This window comes from Rhodococcus sp. GA1 (assembly GCF_024321955.1).
Taxonomy (GTDB): domain Bacteria; phylum Actinomycetota; class Actinomycetes; order Mycobacteriales; family Mycobacteriaceae; genus Rhodococcus; species Rhodococcus pyridinivorans.
Genome location: NZ_CP097186.1, coordinates 2,677,682 through 2,699,798 on the forward strand (window position 1 = coordinate 2,677,682; position 22,117 = coordinate 2,699,798).

The 22,117-nt window shown below is 67.5% G+C and carries 22 protein-coding genes and 1 pseudogene; 6 read left to right on the forward strand and 17 right to left on the reverse strand.

From position 1 onward, the window contains the following. The 7 genes from M3330_RS12635 to M3330_RS12665 form a co-directional block, all read right to left on the reverse strand. A complete protein-coding gene (locus tag M3330_RS12635) occupies positions 1–870 on the reverse strand; it encodes a LysR family transcriptional regulator (protein WP_006550724.1) in 870 nt (289 codons plus the stop codon). A gap of 44 nt (positions 871–914) precedes the next feature. Further along, positions 915–1,709 carry an enoyl-CoA hydratase/isomerase family protein gene (locus tag M3330_RS12640; RefSeq protein WP_255024902.1) on the reverse strand — a complete coding sequence of 265 codons (795 nt, stop codon included), beginning with the start codon at positions 1,707–1,709 and terminating at the stop codon, positions 915–917. A gap of 2 nt (positions 1,710–1,711) precedes the next feature. Next, positions 1,712–2,473, reverse strand: coding sequence for a crotonase/enoyl-CoA hydratase family protein (locus M3330_RS12645; RefSeq protein WP_255024903.1), 762 nt, complete (start codon positions 2,471–2,473; stop codon positions 1,712–1,714). 1 nt (position 2,474) lies between these two features. Next, positions 2,475–3,539, reverse strand: coding sequence for an MBL fold metallo-hydrolase (locus tag M3330_RS12650; RefSeq protein WP_200359018.1), 1,065 nt, complete (start codon positions 3,537–3,539; stop codon positions 2,475–2,477). Continuing rightward, a complete protein-coding gene (locus M3330_RS12655) occupies positions 3,536–5,101 on the reverse strand; it encodes a long-chain-fatty-acid--CoA ligase (RefSeq protein ID WP_006550721.1) in 1,566 nt (521 codons plus the stop codon). The genes M3330_RS12650 and M3330_RS12655 overlap by 4 nt, the downstream gene beginning before the upstream one ends. Before the next feature lie 198 nt (positions 5,102–5,299). Beyond that, complete coding sequence (locus M3330_RS12660; protein ID WP_039584361.1) at positions 5,300–5,623, reverse strand: putative quinol monooxygenase; 324 nt, start codon at positions 5,621–5,623, stop codon at positions 5,300–5,302. A 63-nt stretch (positions 5,624–5,686) separates the two neighbouring features. Further along, the gene (locus M3330_RS12665; RefSeq protein WP_235367019.1) at positions 5,687–6,883 is read right to left on the reverse strand and encodes a DUF418 domain-containing protein; all 1,197 of its coding nucleotides are present in this window, start codon (positions 6,881–6,883) and stop codon (positions 5,687–5,689) included. 160 nt (positions 6,884–7,043) lie between these two features. Here M3330_RS12665 and M3330_RS12670 point away from each other — a divergent pair, with 160 nt between their 5' ends. Then, positions 7,044–7,568 carry a pyridoxamine 5'-phosphate oxidase family protein gene (locus M3330_RS12670; protein ID WP_039584358.1) on the forward strand — a complete coding sequence of 175 codons (525 nt, stop codon included), beginning with the start codon at positions 7,044–7,046 and terminating at the stop codon, positions 7,566–7,568. Positions 7,569–7,589: 21 nt separating this feature from the next. On the opposite strand, the gene M3330_RS12675 is transcribed toward M3330_RS12670, so the two are convergent. The 7 genes from M3330_RS12675 to M3330_RS12705 form a co-directional block, all read right to left on the reverse strand. Then, positions 7,590–9,077, reverse strand: a complete 1,488-nt coding sequence (locus tag M3330_RS12675) for a TerD family protein (protein WP_255024905.1) — start codon at positions 9,075–9,077, stop codon at positions 7,590–7,592. Between the two features lie 3 nt (positions 9,078–9,080). Next, positions 9,081–10,316, reverse strand: coding sequence for a TerD family protein (locus M3330_RS12680; RefSeq protein ID WP_064852028.1), 1,236 nt, complete (start codon positions 10,314–10,316; stop codon positions 9,081–9,083). A 42-nt stretch (positions 10,317–10,358) separates the two neighbouring features. Then, positions 10,359–11,135: an HAD family hydrolase gene (locus M3330_RS12685; protein ID WP_052040079.1), complete on the reverse strand. Its 777-nt coding sequence runs from the start codon at positions 11,133–11,135 to the stop codon at positions 10,359–10,361. Positions 11,136–11,200: 65 nt separating this feature from the next. After that, positions 11,201–12,307 carry a cysteine protease StiP family protein gene (locus M3330_RS12690; RefSeq protein WP_219129636.1) on the reverse strand — a complete coding sequence of 369 codons (1,107 nt, stop codon included), beginning with the start codon at positions 12,305–12,307 and terminating at the stop codon, positions 11,201–11,203. Next, the gene (locus M3330_RS12695; RefSeq protein ID WP_039584352.1) at positions 12,304–13,599 is read right to left on the reverse strand and encodes a phosphoribosyltransferase family protein; all 1,296 of its coding nucleotides are present in this window, start codon (positions 13,597–13,599) and stop codon (positions 12,304–12,306) included. The genes M3330_RS12690 and M3330_RS12695 overlap by 4 nt, the downstream gene beginning before the upstream one ends. After that, the gene (locus M3330_RS12700) at positions 13,596–14,753 is read right to left on the reverse strand and encodes an HpcH/HpaI aldolase/citrate lyase family protein (protein WP_006550712.1); all 1,158 of its coding nucleotides are present in this window, start codon (positions 14,751–14,753) and stop codon (positions 13,596–13,598) included. The genes M3330_RS12695 and M3330_RS12700 overlap by 4 nt, the downstream gene beginning before the upstream one ends. A 29-nt stretch (positions 14,754–14,782) precedes the next feature. Then, complete coding sequence (locus tag M3330_RS12705) at positions 14,783–15,904, reverse strand: hypothetical protein (RefSeq protein ID WP_255028903.1); 1,122 nt, start codon at positions 15,902–15,904, stop codon at positions 14,783–14,785. 292 nt (positions 15,905–16,196) lie between these two features. On the opposite strand from M3330_RS12705, the gene M3330_RS12710 reads away from it, so the two are divergent. The 3 genes from M3330_RS12710 (at position 16,197) to M3330_RS12720 (ending at position 18,764) form a co-directional block, all read left to right on the forward strand. After that, the gene (locus tag M3330_RS12710; protein ID WP_006550710.1) at positions 16,197–16,772 is read left to right on the forward strand and encodes a TerD family protein; all 576 of its coding nucleotides are present in this window, start codon (positions 16,197–16,199) and stop codon (positions 16,770–16,772) included. 104 nt (positions 16,773–16,876) lie between these two features. Beyond that, entirely contained in the window at positions 16,877–17,983 is a 1,107-nt protein-coding gene (locus tag M3330_RS12715) for a DUF475 domain-containing protein (RefSeq protein ID WP_033097514.1), read from the forward strand. 121 nt (positions 17,984–18,104) lie between these two features. After that, positions 18,105–18,764, forward strand: coding sequence for a Tellurium resistance (locus tag M3330_RS12720; protein WP_033097513.1), 660 nt, complete (start codon positions 18,105–18,107; stop codon positions 18,762–18,764). Positions 18,765–18,928: 164 nt separating this feature from the next. On the opposite strand, the pseudogene M3330_RS12725 reads toward M3330_RS12720, so the two are convergent. The 3 genes and pseudogenes from M3330_RS12725 to M3330_RS12735 all read right to left on the reverse strand — a co-directional run. Next, a pseudogene (locus tag M3330_RS12725) lies at positions 18,929–19,057 on the reverse strand (nitroreductase/quinone reductase family protein); the annotation flags it as partial. Positions 19,058–19,137: 80 nt separating this feature from the next. Beyond that, positions 19,138–19,962 (reverse strand): helix-turn-helix transcriptional regulator, encoded by an 825-nt coding sequence (locus M3330_RS12730; RefSeq protein WP_255024906.1) that lies wholly within the window; start codon positions 19,960–19,962, stop codon positions 19,138–19,140. 126 nt (positions 19,963–20,088) lie between these two features. Continuing rightward, complete coding sequence (locus M3330_RS12735) at positions 20,089–20,265, reverse strand: hypothetical protein (protein ID WP_235367013.1); 177 nt, start codon at positions 20,263–20,265, stop codon at positions 20,089–20,091. A gap of 17 nt (positions 20,266–20,282) precedes the next feature. Here M3330_RS12735 and M3330_RS12740 point away from each other — a divergent pair, with 17 nt between their 5' ends. Together M3330_RS12740 and M3330_RS12745 are read left to right on the forward strand one after the other, a co-directional pair. Beyond that, positions 20,283–20,672, forward strand: a complete 390-nt coding sequence (locus tag M3330_RS12740; protein ID WP_255024907.1) for an Atu4866 domain-containing protein — start codon at positions 20,283–20,285, stop codon at positions 20,670–20,672. A 22-nt stretch (positions 20,673–20,694) separates the two neighbouring features. Next, on the forward strand, positions 20,695–22,095 hold the full coding sequence (locus M3330_RS12745) for an amidohydrolase family protein (RefSeq protein ID WP_064852022.1): 1,401 nt from the start codon (positions 20,695–20,697) through the stop codon (positions 22,093–22,095). The last annotated feature ends 22 nt before the right edge of the window (positions 22,096–22,117 follow it).

The following is a 22,117-nucleotide window of genomic DNA, read 5'->3' on the forward strand; positions in this document are numbered from 1 at the left end:
TCACGCTTCCCAGGGGGTGCCGGTGGTGGTCGCCACGAATGCGGCGGCAGCGGGGGACAGATCGCCGGGTCGCATCACCAATCCGACGGGACGCCGGAACGGTGGGTCCAGGGGCCGGACGACCGCACCGGGGATCTGCTTCTCGGCGACGCGACGCGGCACGATCGTCCCGGCGGTGCCACGCTCGACGAACTGCCACAGGGCTGCCTGGTTGGCGCAGTCGACGACGACGTTCTGATCGCCGAGCAGTTCACCGGTGCGTGCGGCGCTCGCGCGGGAGCCGAGGTCGAGGACCAGCGGGAAGTCGCGGACCTGGGCCCGGGTGACGGGGTCGGGCACGTCGGCGGCGAGGTCGGGGTGCACGGCGAGCACCATCTCCTGCTCGAGGACCGGAACGGTGATCATGCCGGCGTGATCGACGGACAGGTCGGTGATGCCGATCTCCGCCTCGCCGCGGCGCAGCGCCGCGTGGACTCCGGGAGGGCCTTCGGCGTCGTTCACCCGCACGGTCAGGTTGGGGTAGCGCCGACGGAAGCGCTGGACGAACTCGATGACGGGGTGGATCGAGAACGTCGCGAAGGTGACGATCTCGACACGACCGGCCTGGAGATCGCGCACCGCCGCGACCTTCTGTTTCGCCCGCTCGACGTCGGCCAGGATGCGGCGTGCGGCGCCCTCGAGGACACGACCGTCCTCGGTGAGGGTGAGCCGTCGGCCGGTGCGGTCGAACAGGGTCGTGTCGAGGCGGCGTTCGAGGGTGCGGATGGCCTGCGACAACGACGGCTGCGAAATGTAAAGTGCCTGAGCAGCTTTCGTGATCCCGCCGTGGTCGACGACCGCCACGAAATAGGTCACGAGGTGCAAGTCCACCCGATTATCGTAGGTGACGCTCAGAACCGTCCCGGACGCAACCGTCAGGAAGGGGTGTCTACCGGGGGCGGTACCCGCCATCCGCCGGTGAACGACGGCTCGCGTTTGTCGACGAATGCACGCATCGCATCGGGGGCGTCGGTGGCGTGGTTGATCGCCTGCGAGCGGGCCTCGTTCTCGAGTGCTTCGCGGAGCGTGAGCGACGAACCCTGCTCGAGCATCCGCGCCGACATGCTCACCGCGACCGGCGGGGCGGCGGCCAGCCGCGCGGCCAGTTCGGCGGCGCGACCGGCGAGGGCGTCGGGCTCGACGAGCTCGGTCACCAGGCCCAGGTCGTATGCTTCCTCGGCGCACACGATGTCGGCGAGCATGACCAGACGCTTCGCCTGGTGCAGTCCCACGAGGCGCGGCAGGATCCACGACCCGCCGAAGTCGATCGACAGTCCGCGCCGCGCGAAGATCTGACCGAACTTCGCGGTGCGGGAGGCGACGACCACGTCGCACAGCAACGCCATGTTCCATCCCGCGCCCACCGCATACCCCTCGACCTGCGCGATCAACGGCTTCGAGAACTCCGCGACGGCGAGCGCCGTCTCGTTGATCTCCCGCATACGGTCGAGGGGATGGGTGGAGTCGCGCCGCTCCATGTCGGCACCGGTGCAGAAGTCACCACCGGCGCCGGTGAGGATCACGGCGCGGACGGAATCGTCGTGCTGGAGCGCACCGAACGTCTCACGCAACGACCGCCACGCCTCGACCGTCATCGCGTTCTTGCGCTCCGGTCGACTCAGCGTGATCGTGGCGACCGAGCCGTCCTGCGCGACCAGAACATCCGACATTCCTACTCGCTCTTCCAGACCGGTGCGCGCTTCTCGGCGAACGCCCGGGCGCCTTCCTTGGCGTCGGCCGACGCGAAGACCGGGTCGATGAACTTGCGCTGCGCGACGAAGGCGTCGGGGTCGGTGTAGTTGGCGGCCATCGCGACGACCTGCTTGGTGGCCTTGACGGCGAGGGGGCCGTTCGCCGCGACGCGGGCGGCGAGTTCCTTTGCCACGGTGAGTGCTTCACCGGGCTCGGTGACGCGGTTGACCAGGCCGTGCTGGTGGGCGACCTCGGCGGTGAGTGGGTCACCGGTGATGGCCAGTTCCATCGCGAGCGGGTAGGGGAGGATCTTCGGCAGGCGCAGCAGGCCGCCGGCCGCCGCCGCGAGTCCGCGCTTGACCTCGGGGATACCGAACTTCGCTTCGCGCGACGCGACGATCAGGTCGGCGGACAGGGCGAGCTCGCATCCACCGGCCAGGGCCCAGCCCTCGACGGCGGCGATGAGCGGCTTGCTCGGCGGTGCCTCGGTGAGGCCACCGAAACCGCGGCCGGGGATCGACGGGCGCTCCCCGCGTGCGAACGCCTTCAGATCCATTCCGGCGCAGAACGTTCCGCCGGAACCGGTGAGGATGCCGATGGTCAGGTCGGGGCGTGCCTCGAACTCGTCGATGGCCGCGGCCAACGCCTCCGAGACCTCCAGGTTCACGGCGTTCTTGGCCTCGGGGCGGTTGAGGGTGAACACCGCGACGCCGTCGGCGAATTCGGTGAGGACAACGCTCATGTCAGTTTTCCTTCGTATGGGTCGGAGTGGAGAGAGTCCAGTGGGCGGGAGTTCCACCGTCGGAACGGATGTCGCCTCTATCGGCGAGAACGAGCAGATGGGCCTGGGTTTCGCGGACGGCGAGTCGCTGCAGCCGGGGATCCATCACATCGATAGGACGCGACCACGTGACGCGGGTCGTGATCTCCCACGCCGTCGACTCGGGCCTGGACGCGACGGCATCGCGGATCTCGTCGAGACGGACCTCGTGGTGGTCCATGAGTTGGCGTGCGCGTTCGGTGACTCCGCGGAACCGGTACTCGTGGGCGGGCAGCACCTCGCAGTCCGGCAGAGCCGTCGTCGCATGCAGCGACAGCAGGTATCGGTGCAACGGGTCGCCCAGTTCGCCGGGGCCGGAGGAGATGTTGGGGCTGATGCGCGGGAGCATGTGGTCGCCGCTGAACAGCAAGTCGCGGTCGCGGTCGACGAAGGCGAGGTGACCGGGCGTGTGGCCGGGCGTCCACACCGCTTCGATGTTCCACCCGGGCAGATCGAGTTGATCACCATGAGCGAGAACGACATCCGCGCTCTCGCCTCGGGGGAAGCGGACGAGTTCGAAGCGGGCGGCCTCGACGACCTCGGGCGGTGCGCCGAGTCCGGTGAGGTCTACGCGCCATGCTTCCTTGTCGGCGGCGGCGTCCTCCGGGGTGAAGTGCCCGAGGGCGGCGGCGTCGGCGGCGTGCATCGCGATCACAGCGCCGGTCGTTTCCTTCAACCGGGGTGCCAGACCGAAATGGTCGGGATGCAGGTGAGTGATCGCCGCGTAGCGCACCTCGGTGATGTGATGGCCGGTCGCGGCGACACCGGCCACGAGGGTGTCCCACGACTCCTCGGTGTCCATACCGAGGTCGATCAGGGCGAGGCCGTCGTCGAAGGCGAGCGCATAGGACAGCACGTACCGCAGCGGGTTCTTCGGCATCGGAACCGGAATCGACCACAGTCCTGGCCGCACCTCTTCGACCGGTGGCAGTACGCCGGCCGCCCACGCTTCACGCTGGACGGTACCGAGATCCTCGGTGACGATCATGACGTCGTTCCTTCCCGTGCAGGAGCGAACTCGTCACGCAGTGTGCGCTTCAGGATCTTGCCGCTGGCGTTGCGAGGCAACTCGTCGACGAAGTGGATGTGCCGGGGCTTCTTGTAGGAAGCAAGACGTTCGACGGTGAACTCGAGGAGTTCGGCCTCGGTCGGTGTCTCGGCTCCGGGCGCGACCCGCACGACGGCGGTCACGGCCTCGCCCCACCGGTCGTCCGGAACTCCCACCACTGCGACCTCGGCGACGGAAGGATGTTCGGAGATGACCGATTCGACCTCGATCGGGTAGACGTTCTCACCCCCGGAGATGATCATGTCCTTCACGCGGTCGGTGACGAACAGGTAGCCGTCCTCGTCGATGTGCCCGGCATCGCCGGTGCGCAGAAAACCGTCCTCGGTGAACAGGGCGGCGTTCTCGGCCTCGCGTCGCCAGTAACCCTGTGTGTTGTTGCGCGACCGGCTCACGATCTCACCGGTTTCGCCGCGGGGGAGCGGTTCGCCGGTGGCGAGGTCACGGATCTGGACCTCGATTCCCGGCAGCCCGGTGCCGGCCGAACGTAGGAGGTAGGAGCGCGGACCGTGCGGGTCGTGGTCCTCGGCACGTAGCGCTGTGAGGGCGCCCATCGTCTCGGTCATCCCGTAACGCTGCACGAAGCGGCAGCCGAGGGTGTCCATGGCGCGGGCGAGTTGCGTGGGCGTGATGGGAGAGGCGCCGTAGGCGACCAGACGCAGCGCCGACAGGTCGTAGTCCGACAGGTCGGGCATCTCCACGAGCATGTTGATCACCGACGGCACGAGGAATGCGTGGGTGATGCCGTGCTCGGAGATGGCGGCCGCCACCAGGTTCGGGCGCATCTCACCGAGCAACACCAGGTGCAATCCCGCCGACAGGGTCGTGCTCATCCAGCCGGCGCCGGCGATGTGGAACAGGGGCAGCGCGTCGAGGGACACCGAGTCCTCGGTGAACTCGTACAGCGCGAAGTTCTGCGGTTCGTTGAACAGGTTGTGATGCGTCGCCACAACACCTTTGGGTCGACCCGTGGTGCCCGAGGTGTAGAGCTGCAGCACCTCGGTCCGCGGGTCGTCGCCGAAGCCGGGGTCGATGTCGTCACCGGAGGCGACGAAGTCGTCCCACGACCGTGCACCGGGAACGGTGGAGGCGTCGCCGACCACGACGATCTGTACGGCGGGCAGGACTGTGGCGGCAGCGCGGGCCGATGCGGCGAACTCGTCCTCGACGATCAGGACGTCGAGCTGCGCGTCGTCGGCGATGTCGGCGATCTCGCCCGGGTTCAGGCGCCAGTTGAGCGGGGTGAAGACCAGTCCGGCCTTGGCGCAGCCGACGAACGAGGACGCGCCGGGTAGGCCCATGCGCAGCAGTGCGCCGATGCGCTCGGACGTCGCCGGAACGGTCGCGAGCGCCGAGGCGACCCGGTTGGTGAGCGCGTCGAACTCGGAGTAGGTGAGTGTGGTTCCGCCGGAGCTGACCGCCGCACGATCCGGATGTTCGACTGCCAGCTGCCGGATTCGGTTGGGAAGGTGCAACTCGCTCACATCACGCTCCTGATCGACACGGCCGACGCGCGGACATGCCGTCCACGCCGTTCCAGTCGATCACGATCGTGACTGCTGCCACAAAGACCTGCAGCCGTACGCAACGTTAGGGCAAACCTATGGGCGCGTATCGAGACCGACGTCGTGTGCGAAATCCCCGACGGGTCTCGCACACGACGTCGGTCTCGAGGCGATCGATCAGTCGATCTGCAGTTCACCCATCCGGCCCCACTCGGTGCCCGGAATCTCCGTGTTGAGGATGCGCGGGGTCTCGACCAGCGCCGGCCGCATTGCGTCGAGCCCCCTGCGGAAGTGATCGGACTTCACGTGCTCGGATCCGGCGTCCCCGTCGCGGAACGCCTCGACGAGAACGAACTCGGACGGATCGTCCACGTTGCGGGACCAGTCGAACCACAGGTTCCCGGGTTCGCTGCGAGTCGCCTCGGTGAACTCCGCGGTGGTCTCGAGCCAACTGTCCTGGTACTCGGGCTTCACCTTGAAACGGACCACGATGAAGATCATCTTGCCTCCGGTCGGTAGATGTTGGAGGGACGGATCGTCCCTTCGTCGAACATATCGCCGTACTCACCGGTGAGGGCGTCGAATCCGTGACCGAGCGGCAGACCCCCACGAGGCAGCCCGACACGGACGTTCCGTCAGCCGCTCGTAGGACCCCCGCCACACCCATTCGACCGGTCCCTGGCGGAATCGGCCGAGCCACCAACGGGATCCGACGACCATCACCGCTCCCACCGCGATGTACACCGCGATCGTGAACGGGACCCGCATGGCGGGGTCCACGGTCTTCGCCAGACCGAATCCCCAGTCGTAACAGAGCACCGACGCGACGATGTTCTGCAGGATGTAGCAACTCAGCGCGGTCCGCCCGATGCGTTCACAGGCGGTGCCGACCGTGCCGGTGGTGGACCTGCCGATGTAGAAGTGGGCGATCCACGCCAGCAGGCCGAGCGCGACGAACGGGGCGATGCCGTAGCGCGCTGCGAATACACCTGCGGCACCGCCGAACAGACCCACGGCGAGGTCGAGCGGTGCTGCGATCGCCCCGACCACCATCAGCCGCCGGCGCAGCACCGCACCTCTGCTGTCGAACAGCCCGGAGGAATACAGTGCGGCGCCGGTCAGGAACAGCGCGACCGTCATCGGGATCACGAAGATCACCTCGGCGCGGAACGCAGCGGCGTTGTCCACGCGGAAGACGATCATGTCCCACCAGGTGGCGGTGGTCAGCTCGGGGGTCTCCGCATTCGGCGGTGAACTGGCGAGCGCCACGACGAGCGCGGTCACGGCCAGCGCGTGAACAGCGACGGCCGTACCCGCGACCCACAGCCGCACACGACGGGAGGAGATCACGAGCCCGCACACGAGCATGGACGTCAGCGCATACCCCATGAGGATGTCGAACTCGGCGACGAGCAGGTAGTGCACCACCCCGTCGACGAAGAGCAGGGCGGCGCGTACCCGGTAACCGCCGGGCCACGGCCGCCCCGCTCGCTGAGCGGACGCCGCCTGCACGGCCAGGCCGATCCCGAACATCAGTGTGAGCAACCCGAGGAACTTTCCCTGCGCGAGTTGCATGAGGATGCGTTGCGGCCACGGATCGGTGCCGATCGAGGCGAGATATCCGACGATCCCGGCGGGGTCGGTGAAGATCCAGACATTGGCGGCGAAGGTGCCGAGGATGGCGATCCCCCGGGCCACGTCGAGGGCGAGGATACGTTGCTGTCGCGTCGTCGAACCGGTGACCGTCATGATCCTCACCATGCGATGCGGCGGGGTCGGCGCGCGTCGGCCGACCGGGGGATGACGGGTCCTCCATGCGGGTGACCCGCGTTCGGTGATCTCCCCGAGAGCAGACATCGGCGAGGAGAACAGAGCAGGAACTGTCGGGTCCCGTGAGCCTCGGTGATGTGAACATGGAGCCATGCACGAAACCCCCACCGAGCTCGCCGACCTCCAGGTGCTCCTCGACACGTCGCTGTCCCGGTCCACATCCCACCTGAGGTCGATCGTCGACGAGTCGCGGACCCTCACGGCCGAGCAGCTCGTCGAGGTGCTCACGGGCATGTGCGTCCTCTCGCTGGCGACGGTCACCGCCGGCGGGGAACCGCGCATCAGTGCTGTGGACGGACATTTCCTGCACGGCAAGTGGTACTTCGGCACGGCCCGCAACGCCGCCAAGGCCCGGCATCTCGCCGCGCGTCCCGCGGCCAGCGCGGCGCACATGCGCGGGGAGGACCTCGGCGTGTTCACACACGGCCACGTAGAGATTCTCAACCCGCGCGGCGGTGAGCCGGCCGACGACTGGCCCGAACTGCTCGCCTACCTTCAGTCGTTCTACGGCGGGGACGCGTTCGATTGGAGCGAGGCGGTGGTCTACTACCGCCTGAACCCGCACTGGATGACCGTGTACGCGCCCGATGTCACGACACTCGTCGATCGGCGCTGATCCCTCTGTGCGAGGGGACGATCAGTCCGGAAGCGAACTACCACCCAGCGCGCCGCGCAGATGCTCGGTCTCGGTGGGCAGGCTGTCGGGAACGAACGTCCATCGGCCTCCCGTCCACGGATCGGCCAGCTCCCCGTCGACTGGAAGCTTCTGCGCCTCGTCCCACAGGATCTCCGCGACCCGATCGTCCGGGGGATCACCCGCGAGGACGACCGAGACCCGGCCGGCACTGCCGGTACGCGCGATCCGGACGATCTCGAGCAGGTCGTCGTGGTCGTAGCCGTAGGGGAACCCGGCGAGGACCAGCAACACGGGTGAGGCGGTCTCTGCGTCGACCTGCCGGGCGAGCGCGTCGAGGTCCGCCGCGTCGGCCAGCCCCCGGAGTCTGGCGGGGACCCGCGACCGGTCGTGGACGGGCGGTCCGGCAAGTCGGGCTGCGGTGAGGGGTTCGAGTGCGGGCAGCGTCCGCCCGGGATCGACGAGGTGCAGCAGGGTGTCGGGCCGGGCCGTGAGCAGCCGCACGACCACGGACGACACGACGGGACCGAGGTCGGCGGGGTCGCCGTCGATCCACAACGGTCGCGTGAGCGGTGCCGGCAGGCACAGGGGGATGCGCAGCGGACCCAGATCGGGCGCCGTCACCTCACCCACCCGCACGCCGTCGCTCGGCAGGTGCATGTGCATCCAGGCCGGGGAGATCCAGGATGCGAGTGCGGGCGGCAACGTCGCGTCGACGGTGAGCAGTTCGGCGGCGAGCACCGCGCTGTCGTCGCGGTAGCGGGCCTCGGCGACACCGACGAGCTCGTCGTAGCGCTGCTGCGCACGCGCCCGGGCACGGTCGGCCTCGGGCTCCATGCGCCGGGCGGGATCGGCCACCGCTGTCGAGAGTTCGTCGTCGAAACGGTGCTGGGCGAACTCCGCACTCGACGTGTACGCGGCGGCCGATCGGGCGGCGTCCTCGAAGATCTGCCACAGCACCTCGAGAGGTGAGAGGCCGATGACCGGGCCGGGCCCGGGAGCGGCCACCTTCTCCGCGTCGGAGGGTGACTCGACCTCCACCCCGTGCGCGGTGAACATCTCGGCGAGTCCACCGGCGTATCCCTGGCCGAGGGCGCGGATCTTCCATTCGTCGTGACGACGGTAGATCTCCCAGCACAGCAGCGCCGTCTCGGTACCGACCGCCGGGTCCACGTGAAACGACGCGAGGACGGTGCCCGCCGCGTCGCACAGCGAGGTCGACACCGCTGCGGGTCGCTCGCAGCCGACCGCACACAGCACGCGTGCGCCGGGACGGACCGCGTCGACGTCGACGACGATCACCTTGCCCTCGAGCCGAACGCCCGCCGTCGTCGGTTGGTTGTAGAACACGACGTCGTCGGAGGACGCCACCTGCAGGCCGTCGTCCACGACGAACGCGCACACGTCCAGAGGGACGGATGCGGTCGCCGTGAAACGGGCCGTGCGGGTCGGCAGCGGGGCGTTGCGCCCCGCTGTGAAGAGTTCGCCCACCGGTCAGACGGCCAGGAACCGGCCCAGTTGCGGCGCGGCCTCACCGGGATGCTTCGCCTGCATGCCCTCGCCGATGGCCTGCAGCTTCCATTCGCTGCCCTGGCGGTAGACCTTCGCCATGACCATGCCCGTGAACGGCATGCCGCCCTGCAGCGTGTAGCGGGCCAGCTCGGTGTCGATCGTGCCGTCGACGAGACGGCAGAACGCGTTCTGCACCTGCTCGAAGGTGTGGCCCTTGTAGGAGGTCACGATGAACATCACCGTCGTGACATGGGCGGGGACCCGCGTGAGGTCGACAAGCATCACCTCGTCGTCGCCCTCACCGGCACCGGTGAGGTTGTCGCCCTGGTGCTGGACCGAGCCGTCCTTCGACTGCAGCTGGCCGTAGTACACGACGTCGGCGATCTGGTTGTCGGCGAACATCACGGCCGAGGCGTCGAGGTCGATGTCGGCGGAACGGTTGCCGAACAGGCCACGCTTCTCCACCGGATCCCAGCCGAGCCCCATGCGCAGGAAGGTCAGCGCGACGCCGCCGTCCTTGCGGAGGGTGACCTTCTGGCCCTTCACCAGGCTTACCGGGCGGTTCTTCGTGAGGCTGACCTCCGCAGGCTGTGCCGGAGGTGCCGGCTGTGCCGGAGGTGGTGTCTGCTGCACGGGCGGTGTCTGCTGCACGGGCGGGGCCGGAGCCGGCGTGGGAGCGACGGGCTGAGGTGCGGCAGCAGGCTGGGCGGGTGCGTCGTCGACGCTGACCCCGTGATCGGTCACCAACGCCGCGAAACCGCCCGCATATCCCTGGCCCACGGCGCGGACCTTCCACGCGCCCTGGCGCCGGTACAACTCCAGCGCGATCACGATGGACTCGGTGCTCAGTCCGTCGATCCGGTACTCGTACAACACCGTTCCCGCACTGTCGGACACGCGCGCGGTGGGCGGTGCGAACCGGCCGAAGCTACTCGACGCGTCGTCGAGGGTGATCACGGCGCGCACCTGATCGATGTCGGCGGGAACCTGCGCGAGCGACACGGCGAGCGAGGCCGCCTGCCCGGGCGCGCCGGATACGAGACGCACACCCGGCCCGGTGGGCTGGTTGAAGAACACGAAGTCGGCGTCGGAGCGCACCTTGCCGTCGGCCTTGACGAGCAGTGCGGACAGATCGGCGGGCGTGGTCAGCTCGAGCGAGACGACGACGTCGGATGCGGTGAGCGGTCCGTTCTGACCCTTGGAGAGCGGAGTCGGCAAGAGATGTGTCCTCACTGTGTCGGTGACCGGGCACCTTCTACTCTACGAAGCGACCGGAAGACGAGCGGATCGGGCGAACCAGGCGAGGATCTCCTCCCCGGCGGTGACGCCCGCGGCGTCGGTCACCGAGACGGTCGGGTGGCGCCAGTCCATCAGTTCGAGTTCGCCGTGGCGAGGCCGGATCGCGGCGTCGGCGGCCTTCAGCATCTCCGCATCGAGCGCACCGTCACCCGCGGCGAAGACCGGGGCGTCGTCGGTAAGCACCCCGCGGTCTCGGAGCCGGCGGTGCACCTCGGCCACCGCGCGGCTCTTGCACACGCTGTTCGGCATCGTGTAGATCTTCCGGCCCTGCTGCGACGCGTTCCAGCCGCGCGTCGAACACCACTCGTGCCAGTCGTCGAGAAATCCCGCCGGTTGCCCTGCGACGTCGACGACGAGGTAGCAGAACAACTCGTCGGCGATGCGGAACTTCGACACCCAGTCCTCGGAGATTCGGCGGCGCAGTTCGGTCGTCATCTCGTCGAGGCTCGCACCCCCCGCGCGTACCGCTGCTTCCACGGTCCTGCGCCAGTGCGGGTCGAGATGCCCGTCCTCGAGGATCGACCCACCGTTGCTCGCGATTGCATAACGCCACGGACCGCCGGGGAGGTCGATGCGGCGGAACTGTTCGGGTGTGCGCGTGGTCGTCGGCACCATCGCGACCTCGCCGGCGAGCGTCCGAAGCTGTTGCGCAGCAATGTCGGTGACGTACGACAGCGGCGCGCTCTCGTAGTACTCGACACAGAGTAGATCCTGCGTGTCGAACTGGTCGCCGGTCATCGCGGCGCGCGAATAGATGAGGGTGCGGTCGAGATCGGTGGCGACCAGTGCGGTCGCAGTGCTGGTCACGGCAGGTCCTTGATCAGTCCCATGCAGGAGTAGGCCAGGTCGGGAACCTCCTCGACGGGAACGTCGCGAGCGGCCGCGAGCATCCGGATATGGGCGTGCTCGTCGGCGGTGATGTCGCGCACCAGAACCTTCCAGGGAACGCGGCGCAACAGCACGCGGGTGGTCTCTCCGACACCGGGTTTGACGAAGTTGACGCTCGAGATGCCGTACTGCGCCCGCACCCGCTCGACGGACTCCCAGCCGGCCCAGGTGGGGGTGCGGTCGGATTCGAGCACTGCCTGCGCGGCCGATGCGATGTCGCCGCACGTGTCGAACTCCGCGGCGACGGCGTCCAGCAGATGATTCGACACGTCGTCCGCGGCCAACTCGGCGTAGAACTTGGCGCCGTGGAACTCCCCGGGGCCGATCAGGCTGTCGTTGAGGACCGTTCGTGAGACCAGTCCGGAGACGGTGGAGTTCAGGCAGGCGGAGGCGATGAGAAAGTCGTCGCGCGTGCCGTAGGTGCGGACGCAGTGGCCGGGGTCGGCGAGTACCGCGAGATCGTCGGACAGGACGGGACCGCCTCGCGCGGTGTATTCGGCGAGCGCAGCGGACAGTTCACGCGCGATCGCGCCTTTGCCCGTCCAGCCGTCGACGAAGACGACCGACGCGGGAGCGTGCCGCGCGGTGATGTGGTCGAGAGCGGCGGAGTCGATGCCGCGACCCCGGACGATCGACACGGCGTAGTGCGGCAGCGTCAGACCGTGGTGGTGCAGCGCCCATCGACGGATCAGGATGCCGATCGGGGTGCCCGCCCGCGCGAGCGACACGAGGGTCAGGTCGGTTCCGCGTTCGGAGAGAAGCAGTTCGGTGACCGTGCCCACCGCGTGCGCCAACCGGCCCGCAGTGCCGGCCAGTGCCTTGTCGAACAGTTCGCGGTAGGCGGCGTCGGGTTGGTACTCGATCGGCAGGGACTCCGCGTAGTGCGCGAGACCCGCCTGGATCCGCGCCTCCCGTTCGGCGATGTCGCCCTCGAGGTCGGCGTGGGAGAGATCCTTGAGCAGCCACGTCACCTCGTCGGGCGCGTAGGAGCCGAACTCGGGTCCGGTCAGTGGCACGGTCATACGGTCTCCCTGTGGGTGCGCAGCACCGTCGGATCGGTGGCGGGCACGATCACGACGAGGACGTCCTCACCGGCAGCAGTGAGCACGTCGAGAACACCTCCCGGTGCGCGCAGGCGGTCGGTGTCGGCGGGCGAATCGATGACGAGGATCAGCTCGGCGCGGACCTCGGTGGACGTAGGCCACTGCGCGTTGTAGAGGAAGCGCGGCACCTCGTTCTCGAACTCGCTGTCGATGTGTTCGGGTGCGGTGAAACGGAATCCGCGGCGCAGCGGATATCCGTCGACGTCCATCACGTGGACGGGGGAGCGGGTCGTGGTCTGGAACAGGGCGGGAGTGCCGCGGTCGACGAGTGCCTCGGCGAGTCGCAGCGGCAGATACATCAATTCCTCGTGTCCGACGACGACGGCGGGTCGCCGGGCGTCGCGTACGTCCGCGATCGTGTCGGCGAGCGTCGACAGAGCCGCGTCGAAGGCCGCCGCGTCGGTGCGCAACATCCCGTGCCGCCCGCCGTCGGGCACATGGGACGGCCACGCCGCGTGGAGGAACCGGACGTCGCCGCGTTGCTCCCCCACCGGATTGAGGAGAGGGTCGGGTAACGCCGCGACCCGCGCGACGAGATCGTCGGGGACGACGGATCGTCCGGCGGCCAGGCTCACGTGCTCGATGCTCGTGCCGAGTTCCGCGGCGACCTCTGCCGTCCGGCGGCGATCCTGTTCCGACCGCATGTCGACGAGGGAGGCGAGGACGTAACGATTACGCGGATGATCGCGGTGCAGCGCGCGGATGGCGTCGAGGGCCGTTGCTCCCGTGGAGATCTCGTCGTCGACGAGCACGAGCGGCGCGGCGTTGGCGAACAGTGCGCCGGAGGTCGGCTGCAGCAGGTGGAAGGTCGCGTGCGAGTGCCCCTCCTCGAATCCGGTGAGCACCTCCGCTCCGGGAACCTGGCGTCGCGTCGAATGCAGACAGCATGCGGCGTCGAGGGCGTCGGCCACGCAGTGACCGAGACCCGTTGCGGTCTCGGCGAATCCCATGACGACGGCGTCGGATGCCGCATCGCCGAGGAGGTCGGTGACGAGCCGGCCGAGCCGGTGACCGGCGCCGCGCACCGCGGCCGGTTCGGTGGGGATGTGCTTGCCGAGAACCGTGGAGACGAGCAGGTGCGCACGCCGTGGATTGCGTCGCAGCCCGGGCCTGACGAGCTCGGGAACCGTGAAGCCACATGACGACTCCGCATGTTCGAGAGCGAAACCGAGCTCTGCGGTGGCCCAGGGGATGTCGAGAATATCGGTCATCGGTCCACCAACGCCGTCAGCAGGTCGACGAAGGTGATCCCCTTGCGGGTGACACCGAACACCGACGCGCGCAACAGGGTCTGCTCGGCCCACGTACGGTGGGGTCGTCGTTCGTTCATCTTGTTCCCGTATCCCGAGGCCTGCACACCACCGGTGTCGCGATCGAGGATGTCGGTCGCATCGTGGAACTCCTCGTGGGTCACGGCCGACAGGGCATGCACCGCAGCGACATGCGACGGATGGATGACGGTCTTGCCCTGGATGCCGTTGGCGCGGTCGAGGGCGATCTCGCGCAGCAGACCGTCGAGGTCGCGGCTGACGAGCTGCTGACGGAACAGCACGGCATCCTGTTCCTCGAAGGGTGTCGAGCGCAGCATCGGTCGGAACATGCGTTCGTGGTCGGCAAAGTACTCCCAGACGGGCCCGGTGATGACGAAACCCGTTCCGTCGGTTCGCCCGAGGTGGTTGACGATGTCGGCGATCACGTCGACGACGACCCGGACGTCGTAGATCGTCAGGTCGCGGTCGCGCCGGATACCGAAGGTCGCGCACATGTCGGTCGCGCCGATCCGGACGGCGAGGATGCGGTGGCGATGTTCGGCGAGGATGCTCGAGATCGCACGCAATTCGCCGTCGCGGGTCTCGCGGTGGACGACCTCGGCCGACTCGATGACGGGCATCGCGTAGAGGTGACGGCCGAGGAGGTCCGACGCCGCGGCCACCGCCTCGAGGAAGACGGGGCCGGTGTGTGCGGTGAACTTGGGCACCACGAATCCGGTCAGCACGGCCTTGCCGGCGCCGAGCATAGACGCGATCCGCCCGACACCGTCGGCGGTGCGGACACGGACGAACAACATCATCGGCGTCGGTCCGCGTTCGGCGAGCGCATCGAGTGTCGCGACGGCGTTCTGCAGGCCCTGCTCGACCTCGTCGTCGGCGACGGCGTCCTCGAGGTCGAGCACCATCGACGTCACACCCTCGGCCGCACGTTTCGAGATGGTCGTGACGAGATCTCCGCGCGTCGCGGGTACGTAGAGCGTGGCGCCGAGAGCGGTCGCCAGGCGGTCGCGATCGTCGCTGTGCCCGAACGGCTCGGGACGGTGCAGGAACAACTCCTCCATCGTCGCGCCGTCGAGATGCCGAAAGTGCTGCATGGCGCGCACTTCGGTAAGCGTGGCCCCCCTCATGCGTTCTCGGTCCGTCCTCTCATCCGATCGACCACTCCTGCGATGAAGGTAGACACCGCATCCAAATCTCTGACGTAGGCCCAGTAGTCGGGGTGCACACCGGTGAGTGCGTCGACGGCCCTGTCGATCCGGCTCAACTGCGAGTCGAGAACGGAACCCCATTCTGCGGTGAGACCGCGTTGCACGGCCAGGTGTTGTGCGTCACGGAGGTGGAACCGTACCTCGTCGACCTTGGCCCCCGGATTCTGCCGGACGGAGCGCAGCGTGGCGAGTCGTGCGGTCACGGCGTCGACGAGTTCCTCGGCGCGTGACAGCTCGGCGCGGATCGCCGCGACCAGCTCGAGCGCTTCCTCGGGGCGGCCGTCCTTCGCCGCCGCCCGTGCGCGTCCGAGCTGGTCCTCGGCGCGAGCGAGCAGTTCGGCGGCCTGTTTCTCGTTCCCGGACAGGTCGGCGGAGCTGGCCGCATTGAACTCGCGCAACAGCGCGGAGAAGGCCGGGGCGAGACCTTCCGCACGGGTCCGGACCGCTCCGATCCTGGTGGTGACCGAGGCGAGGGTGCGAACGGCTTCGTCGCGGCGCCCCGGTGCTGCGGCGAGGGCGTCGAGCAGAGCAGTGGTCGCCTCTTCGACTCGGAGGGCCGCTGTGCGGGTCGCGCCCACGCTGTGCGCTGCATCGAGGCTGTTCAGGGCCTTCTCGAGCGTTTCGGTGGCGGATCGGACCGACGGATAGTTCGCAAAGGAAACAAAATCCGGGGTCTGCGTCGCGGCGAGGGTGTTGCGCGCTTCGGTACGCATCCGGTGTGCCAGCTCGGGCACCGTGTTCGCCACGGTCGTCATGTGCTCGAGGTGTTCCCGGTTGTTTCCGAAGAATTCATCAAGTGTTCGTGTTGCTTCGGTTATCTGCCGCAGTGCCTGCTCGTAGTCCGGAGCAGGTGCGAGCGGTTGTTCCGGATCCGTCACTGCCAGTTGAAGATACGTCTCACCGGCGCGATAACACGCCTGACGGATGGGATCCCACTGACGGAGCAGGTGCCGTTCGGGTTCGAGCTCGTAGGACGCGGCCACACCGGCCTCGATGACGGACTGGCGCTTGTCCATGTCGAGGAACGCCGCGACCATCGCATCGTGTGCACGACGAGCCGCGGGATCTTCCGTGTTTCCCCCGCCGAACAGGCGGCGCGTCCATCGGCTCGCCACAGAACCGAATGGTACTGGGCGCACGTCCACCGGGCCGATCCGTCACCTTTCCGCCGGTCGGAACTGTGGTTCGTGCGGGTCACGAAGTGAGGCGCGGGACCGGGCATAGTGGATATGGGCGTACCCCACGGCAACAACTAGTGTGGGGAGAAACGCACACCGGGCGTGCCCTATACCGGTACGTCGACCGTTGGAACGATCGAAAGGACCCCGCATGGGCGTCAGCTTGACCAAGGGCGGAAACGTCTCCCTCACCAAGGAAGCTCCGAACCTGACGGCAGTGGCCGTCGGCCTGGGCTGGGACGTTCGCACCACCACCGGCACCGACTTCGACCTCGATGCCAGTGCCATCGCTACCGGGGCCGACAAGAAGGTCGTCTCCGACCAGCACTTCGTCTTCTTCAACAACCTCAAGTCGCCCGACGGTGCCATCGAGCACGCCGGTGACAACCGCACGGGTGAGGGCGAAGGCGACGACGAGGTCATCAACGTCGACCTCGCCGCCACCCCGGCGAACATCGAGAGCATCTTCTTCCCGGTCTCGATCTACGATGCCGATTCCCGCAGCCAGTCGTTCGGCCAGGTCCGCAACGCTTACATCCGCGTCGTCGACCGCGCGAACGGCAACGAACTCGCTCGTTACGACCTGTCCGAGGACGCCTCGACCGAGACCGCCATGGTCTTCGGCGAGCTGTACCGCAACGGTGCGGAGTGGAAGTTCCGCGCCATCGGCCAGGGCTACGCGTCCGGTCTCGCGGGTATCGCCCGCGACTACGGCGTCAACGTCTAGTTCGTTTCTTCCGGGTTCCGGCTTCGGTCGCAGTACCGAAGCCGGAGCCGACGTGCAGTAACCACCCTGCAACGCCCTGATTCCGATTAGAAAGGCCACGCTTCGTGGTTCTGCGAATATTCGGTGCATCCTTCGCGGTCACCGTCGTCTCCCTCGTGGTCGCCTTCCTCTACGGCGGCCCGCAGGCTCTGTTCCTCTGCGTGATCCTCGGCATCCTCGAGGTCTCGCTGTCGTTCGACAACGCGGTCATCAACGCGACCGTGCTGCGGCGGATGAGCGAGTTCTGGCAGAAGATCTTCCTCACCGTCGGCATCCTCATCGCCGTCTTCGGTATGCGTCTGGTGTTCCCCCTCGCGATCGTGTGGGTGGCGTCCGGACTCGGCCCCATCGCGGCACTCGACCTCGCGTTGAATCCGCCGCCGGACGGAGCCGCCTACTTCCCGGACGGCAGCCCCAGCTACGAGACCCTGATCACCGATGCGCATCCGCAGATCGCGGCGTTCGGCGGCATGTTCCTGCTGATGCTCTTCCTGCACTTCATCCTCGAAGATCGCGAGATCAAGTGGCTCGAATGGCTCGAGCGTCCCCTCGCGAAGGCCGGCAAGCTCGAGCAGCTCGAGGTCGTCGTCGCCACCGCGCTGCTGCTCATCACGGCCACCGTGATCGCACCCGAGGACAAGGTCTCGACCGTCATGATCGCCGGCGCGCTCGGCATGATCACCTACATCGCGGTCAACGGACTCGGCGAGATGTTCCACATCCCCGAGGAAGGCGAAGAGCCCAGCGGCGGACCGAGCGGCCTCGCGAAGGCCACCGGTAAGGCCGGCTTCTTCCTGTTCCTCTACCTCGAGGTGCTCGACGCGTCGTTCTCGTTCGACGGTGTCATCGGAGCCTTCGCCATCACGTCCGACCCGATCATCATCGCCCTGGGCCTCGGCTTCATCGGCGCGATGTTCGTCCGCTCGATCACCATCTTCCTGGTGCGCAAGGGCACGCTGTCCGACTACGTGTACCTCGAGCACGGTGCTCACTGGGCCATCGGTGCGCTGGCACTGATCCTGCTGTACTCGATCGGCACCCACGTGCCGGAGGTCATCACCGGCCTAGTCGGTGTCGCCCTGATCGGTGCGGCATTCGCCTCGAGCATCTACCGCAACCGCAAGATCGCGGCGAGAGAAGGCGAAGATGCTGTGAAGACCAGCATCCCCTGATCCTCGACAGTTCGAACCACATGCCGATGGGAGCCCTCGATCCGACATCTCGGATCGAGGGCTCCCATCGCTTTTCCGTACCCCGTGCGCATCCGCGCAGCACTCCGACGAAAGGCTCGACATGGCCATCGACTACAACAAGAAGCCCGAACAGAACGCAGGCGGCGTCAACCTGAGCAAGATCAACCTCACCAAGGAATCCCCGACCGTGAGCCTGTCGAAAGCCGGGTCCGGGCAGGGCGTCACGCGGGTGAACCTCAACTGGTCGCGCGATGAGCAGAAGAAGGGCTTCCTCGCGAAGCTCACGGGCGCGAGCGGCGGCGTGGACCTCGACCTCGGCTGCCTGTTCGAACTCGCCGATGGTTCCAAGGGAGTCATTCAGGCGCTCGGGAACAGCTTCGGCGCGCTGAACACCCCGCCGTACATCCACCTCGACGGCGACGACCGCACCGGCTCGAACACCGGCGGCGAGAACATGCACGTCAACCTCGAGCGCCCCGAACTGTTCAAGCGTGTGCTGATCTTCGCGATGATCTACGAAGGAGCGCCGAACTGGGCTGCCGTGGACGGCGTCGTGACGCTGACCCCGCCGTCGGGTCCGCAGATCGAGGTGCGCCTGGACTCGCCGAACAACGGCGCGCGTATCTGCGCGATCGCGATGCTGCAGAACACCGGGCAGGGCATCACCGTCGAGCGTCTCGTGCAGTACATCGACGGCAGCCAGTCCGACCTCGACCGCGCGTTCGGGTGGGGCATGCAGTGGCAGGCGGGGCGTAAGTAGCCCCTAGTGCGAATTTCTTTCCGGCCTGGTGGCCGGTCACGGGAGATCCCGCCGGCGCATGTCGGCGGGATCTCGGTGGTTCCAGGGGTGCAAGCAGGTCAGCGTCGTCGGAGAGCGAGGACCGGAATGGTGCGTTTCCCGCGCGTCTTCTCCTCGACCTCTGCTCGACCGGTCTTGCGGCCACGATGATGCACGAGCGCCATGGGCGCACCCTCGAAGTTGCCGCCGACCCGGCCTCCGTTGGCCCGGAACTCGGCGATCACCTGCGCATTCCAGTCGTCGGACGAACTCATGGGAGAAATCCTCCTGGCTACTGCAGTCGGCTACGAACCACCGTAATCATGTAGAGGACCACGGGGTCCGGAACGAGGAATCACGAGCGGTCGGTGGTCGCCGCCAAGGATCCCAATAGCCGAAGTTTGTCGTCACTGGGCGAGCCGGCAGAGGCCCGGTACACGATCAACTGATGTCCAGGTGCGCTGCGAACGTCGAATGCGTTGTATTCGAGGACGAGATCGCCGACGGCAGGATGCCGGAACTCCTTGGCCTCGTGTGTTTTGCCCCGCACATCGTGCCGACTCCACAGTTCGCGGAACTCCGCGCTCGCATCGTGCACCTCGAGAACGAGGGCACGAACGTCGTCGACCGAGCCGGTGTGGCCCAGAGCGAGCCGGAGATTCGCGACGCACGACGTCGTGGCGCGCTCCCAATCGGTGAAGAAGCGGCGCCCGAAGGGATCGAGGAAGGTCATGCGCACGAGATTGTCGATGCGCTCGAAGCCGCTGTAGAGCGCACCGGCGAGCTCGTTGTACGCGAGAACATCCAACCGGCGGTCGATGATGAGCGCGGGTGTGTGCGACCAGGATGAGAGAAGCTCCCGCAGTGAATCGTCCACGGTCTTCCGCACCGCAGTGGGCGGTGTCGGAGCCAGTCCGGCGAGACGGAACAGGTGCTCGCGCAGGTCGGTGTCGAGAGCCAGTGCGCCGGCGAGGGCGTTGAGAACCGCCGGAGACGGGTTCCGTTCGCGACCCTGTTCGAGTCGCGTGTAGTAGTCGACGCTGACACCGGCGAGCATGGCAACTTCCTCGCGACGCAGACCGGAGACCCGCCGCCCCGACTGCGCCGTGATACCGACATCCGACGGCTGCACGTGCCCGCGTCGCGCCTTGAGGAAGGTTCCGAGTTCGGTGGAGACCATGAGACGACGCTAGCTCCCCGGATGCGGTACAGACAGGCCCTGGTGCACCCAGGCACACACCGGCCTGTTCCGGCCGCCCATCCGCCCCGACAGTGGAACTCGCCGGATCTCCCGGCACCCCGATCCTCATCTGGAGTACACATGACCATCCCCTTCACTCCCGAATTGTTCGAACTCATCCGCGAGAACGCCGGCGGGCATCGTCCGCTCCTGTTCGGCAATGCCCGGATCATCACCGGCGACGCCCTGATCGGCGATTTCGACCGCGGCGACGTCCTGCTCGGTGGCGCTCGTGTCCGGCAACCTTCGCAATCCTGTCCGTGTCTCGCGACGACTCGGAAACAGATGTGCTGCAACGATTCATCGATGATGCCGACGCCGCGCACACGGTCGTCGTCGACGGTGAGATAACCCTCTGGGGCGGTCGATCGGTCCACGCCGACGACCCGACGGAGACCCCGACCGCCACGGACGTGGCATCGGACCGTCATCTCGGAACTTGGATCGACGAAACGGATTTCGTGCACCAGCACCTGACCGCGGACGGTCGCTACGACGAGACCCGCGGTGGACGCCCGCATGCATATCAGGGCTCCTATCGGATCACCGGCGGCCGCATCGACTACCGCGACGACCTCGGATTCTGGGCCTTCGGCGAATTCGTCGACGGCACCCTGCAGCACGCCGGTTACACCTTCCACCGCGCCTGACACTCATCGGAAAGCCACCACAATGAAGACAACTCTCGCCGATTTCACCGCGGCCCACGACAGCGACCGTCCGATCCTGCTGACCGGTGGCGCCGTCGTCACCATGGACCCCTCGATCCCGGACCTCGATGCCGGCGACGTCCTGCTCGTCGGCCCGCAGATCATCGCGATCGGCGCCGACCTACGCTCCGATCCCGGGCACGGTGCCGCAGCAGCCTCGGCACTCGTGGTCGACACCCGCGGCGCGATCGTCGGCCCCGGTTTCGTCGACACCCACCGTCACGCCTGGGAAGCGCAACTGCGCCGGAGCATTCCCGACGTTTCCGACCTCGGCGAATATGTCATGTCGACCCTGGCCGGCGTCGCCCCGAACTACGCACCGGAGGACATGTACATCGGTACCCGTCTGGCCGCGCTGACCGCGCTCGACTCGGGCATCACCACCATGCTCGACTTCTCGCACAACTCCCGCACTTCCGCGCACTCCGATGCTGCACTGAATGCGCTCATCGACACCGGAATTCGGGGCGTGCATGCCTCGATGGGTCCTCACTTCGGTGAGTGGGATCGTCAATGGCCCAAGGATATGAACCGGTTGGTGAGCGACTTCCACGGCGCCGCAGACGGTCTCGTCACGGTGCGGCTGGCCGCCCTGGCGACCGACGAGATCGCCGGACCTGCGATCGCCTACGGGCCCGAACTCGCTGCTTTCGCACGTGATCTCGGTGTGTGGACGAGCATCGACGCGGTTTTCGGGATACCGTCGTCGGAGGCGATCCTGCGCTGGGCACGGATGGGGATCCTCGATCCGACCCTCACCTTGATCCATGCGACCGGCCTGACCCCCGAGGCGTGGACGGCGATGGGGGATGCCGGTGTCACGGTTTCCCTCGCCCCGACCTCCGACGCCCAGATCGGCCTCGAATCGGCGGTGCCCGCTGTGGACGAGGCTCTCGCCGTCGGGATCCGGCCGGGTCTGAGCATCGACGTGGAGGTCGCGCTCGCGAGCGACATGTTCACCCAGATGCGGACCCTGCATGCCATCCAACGCATGCGCGCCACCAATGCTGCATACGGAACGGAGGAGACCCGCAACCGGATCACCACCCGCGACGTCCTCGACTTCGCCACCCTGCAAGGCGCGCATGCCAACGCGCTCGGGCACGTCACCGGTTCGCTGACACCGGGCAAGGAGGCCGACCTGCTCATCGTCCGCGCCGACGACATCAACAACATGCCGCTCAACGACGCCGTCGGCACCCTCGTGCTCGGCTCCGACGCACGCAACATCGACACCGTCCTCGTCGCCGGCAACCCGCGCAAGTGGGCGGGTTCGCTGGTCGGCGAGGACATCGACGCCCTGCGCGAGGCCGTGATCCGTTCCCGCAACGCCATCATCGGGCGGGTGGCGGCGACACTGTGACGACCTCCAGGGAAGTGAAGGA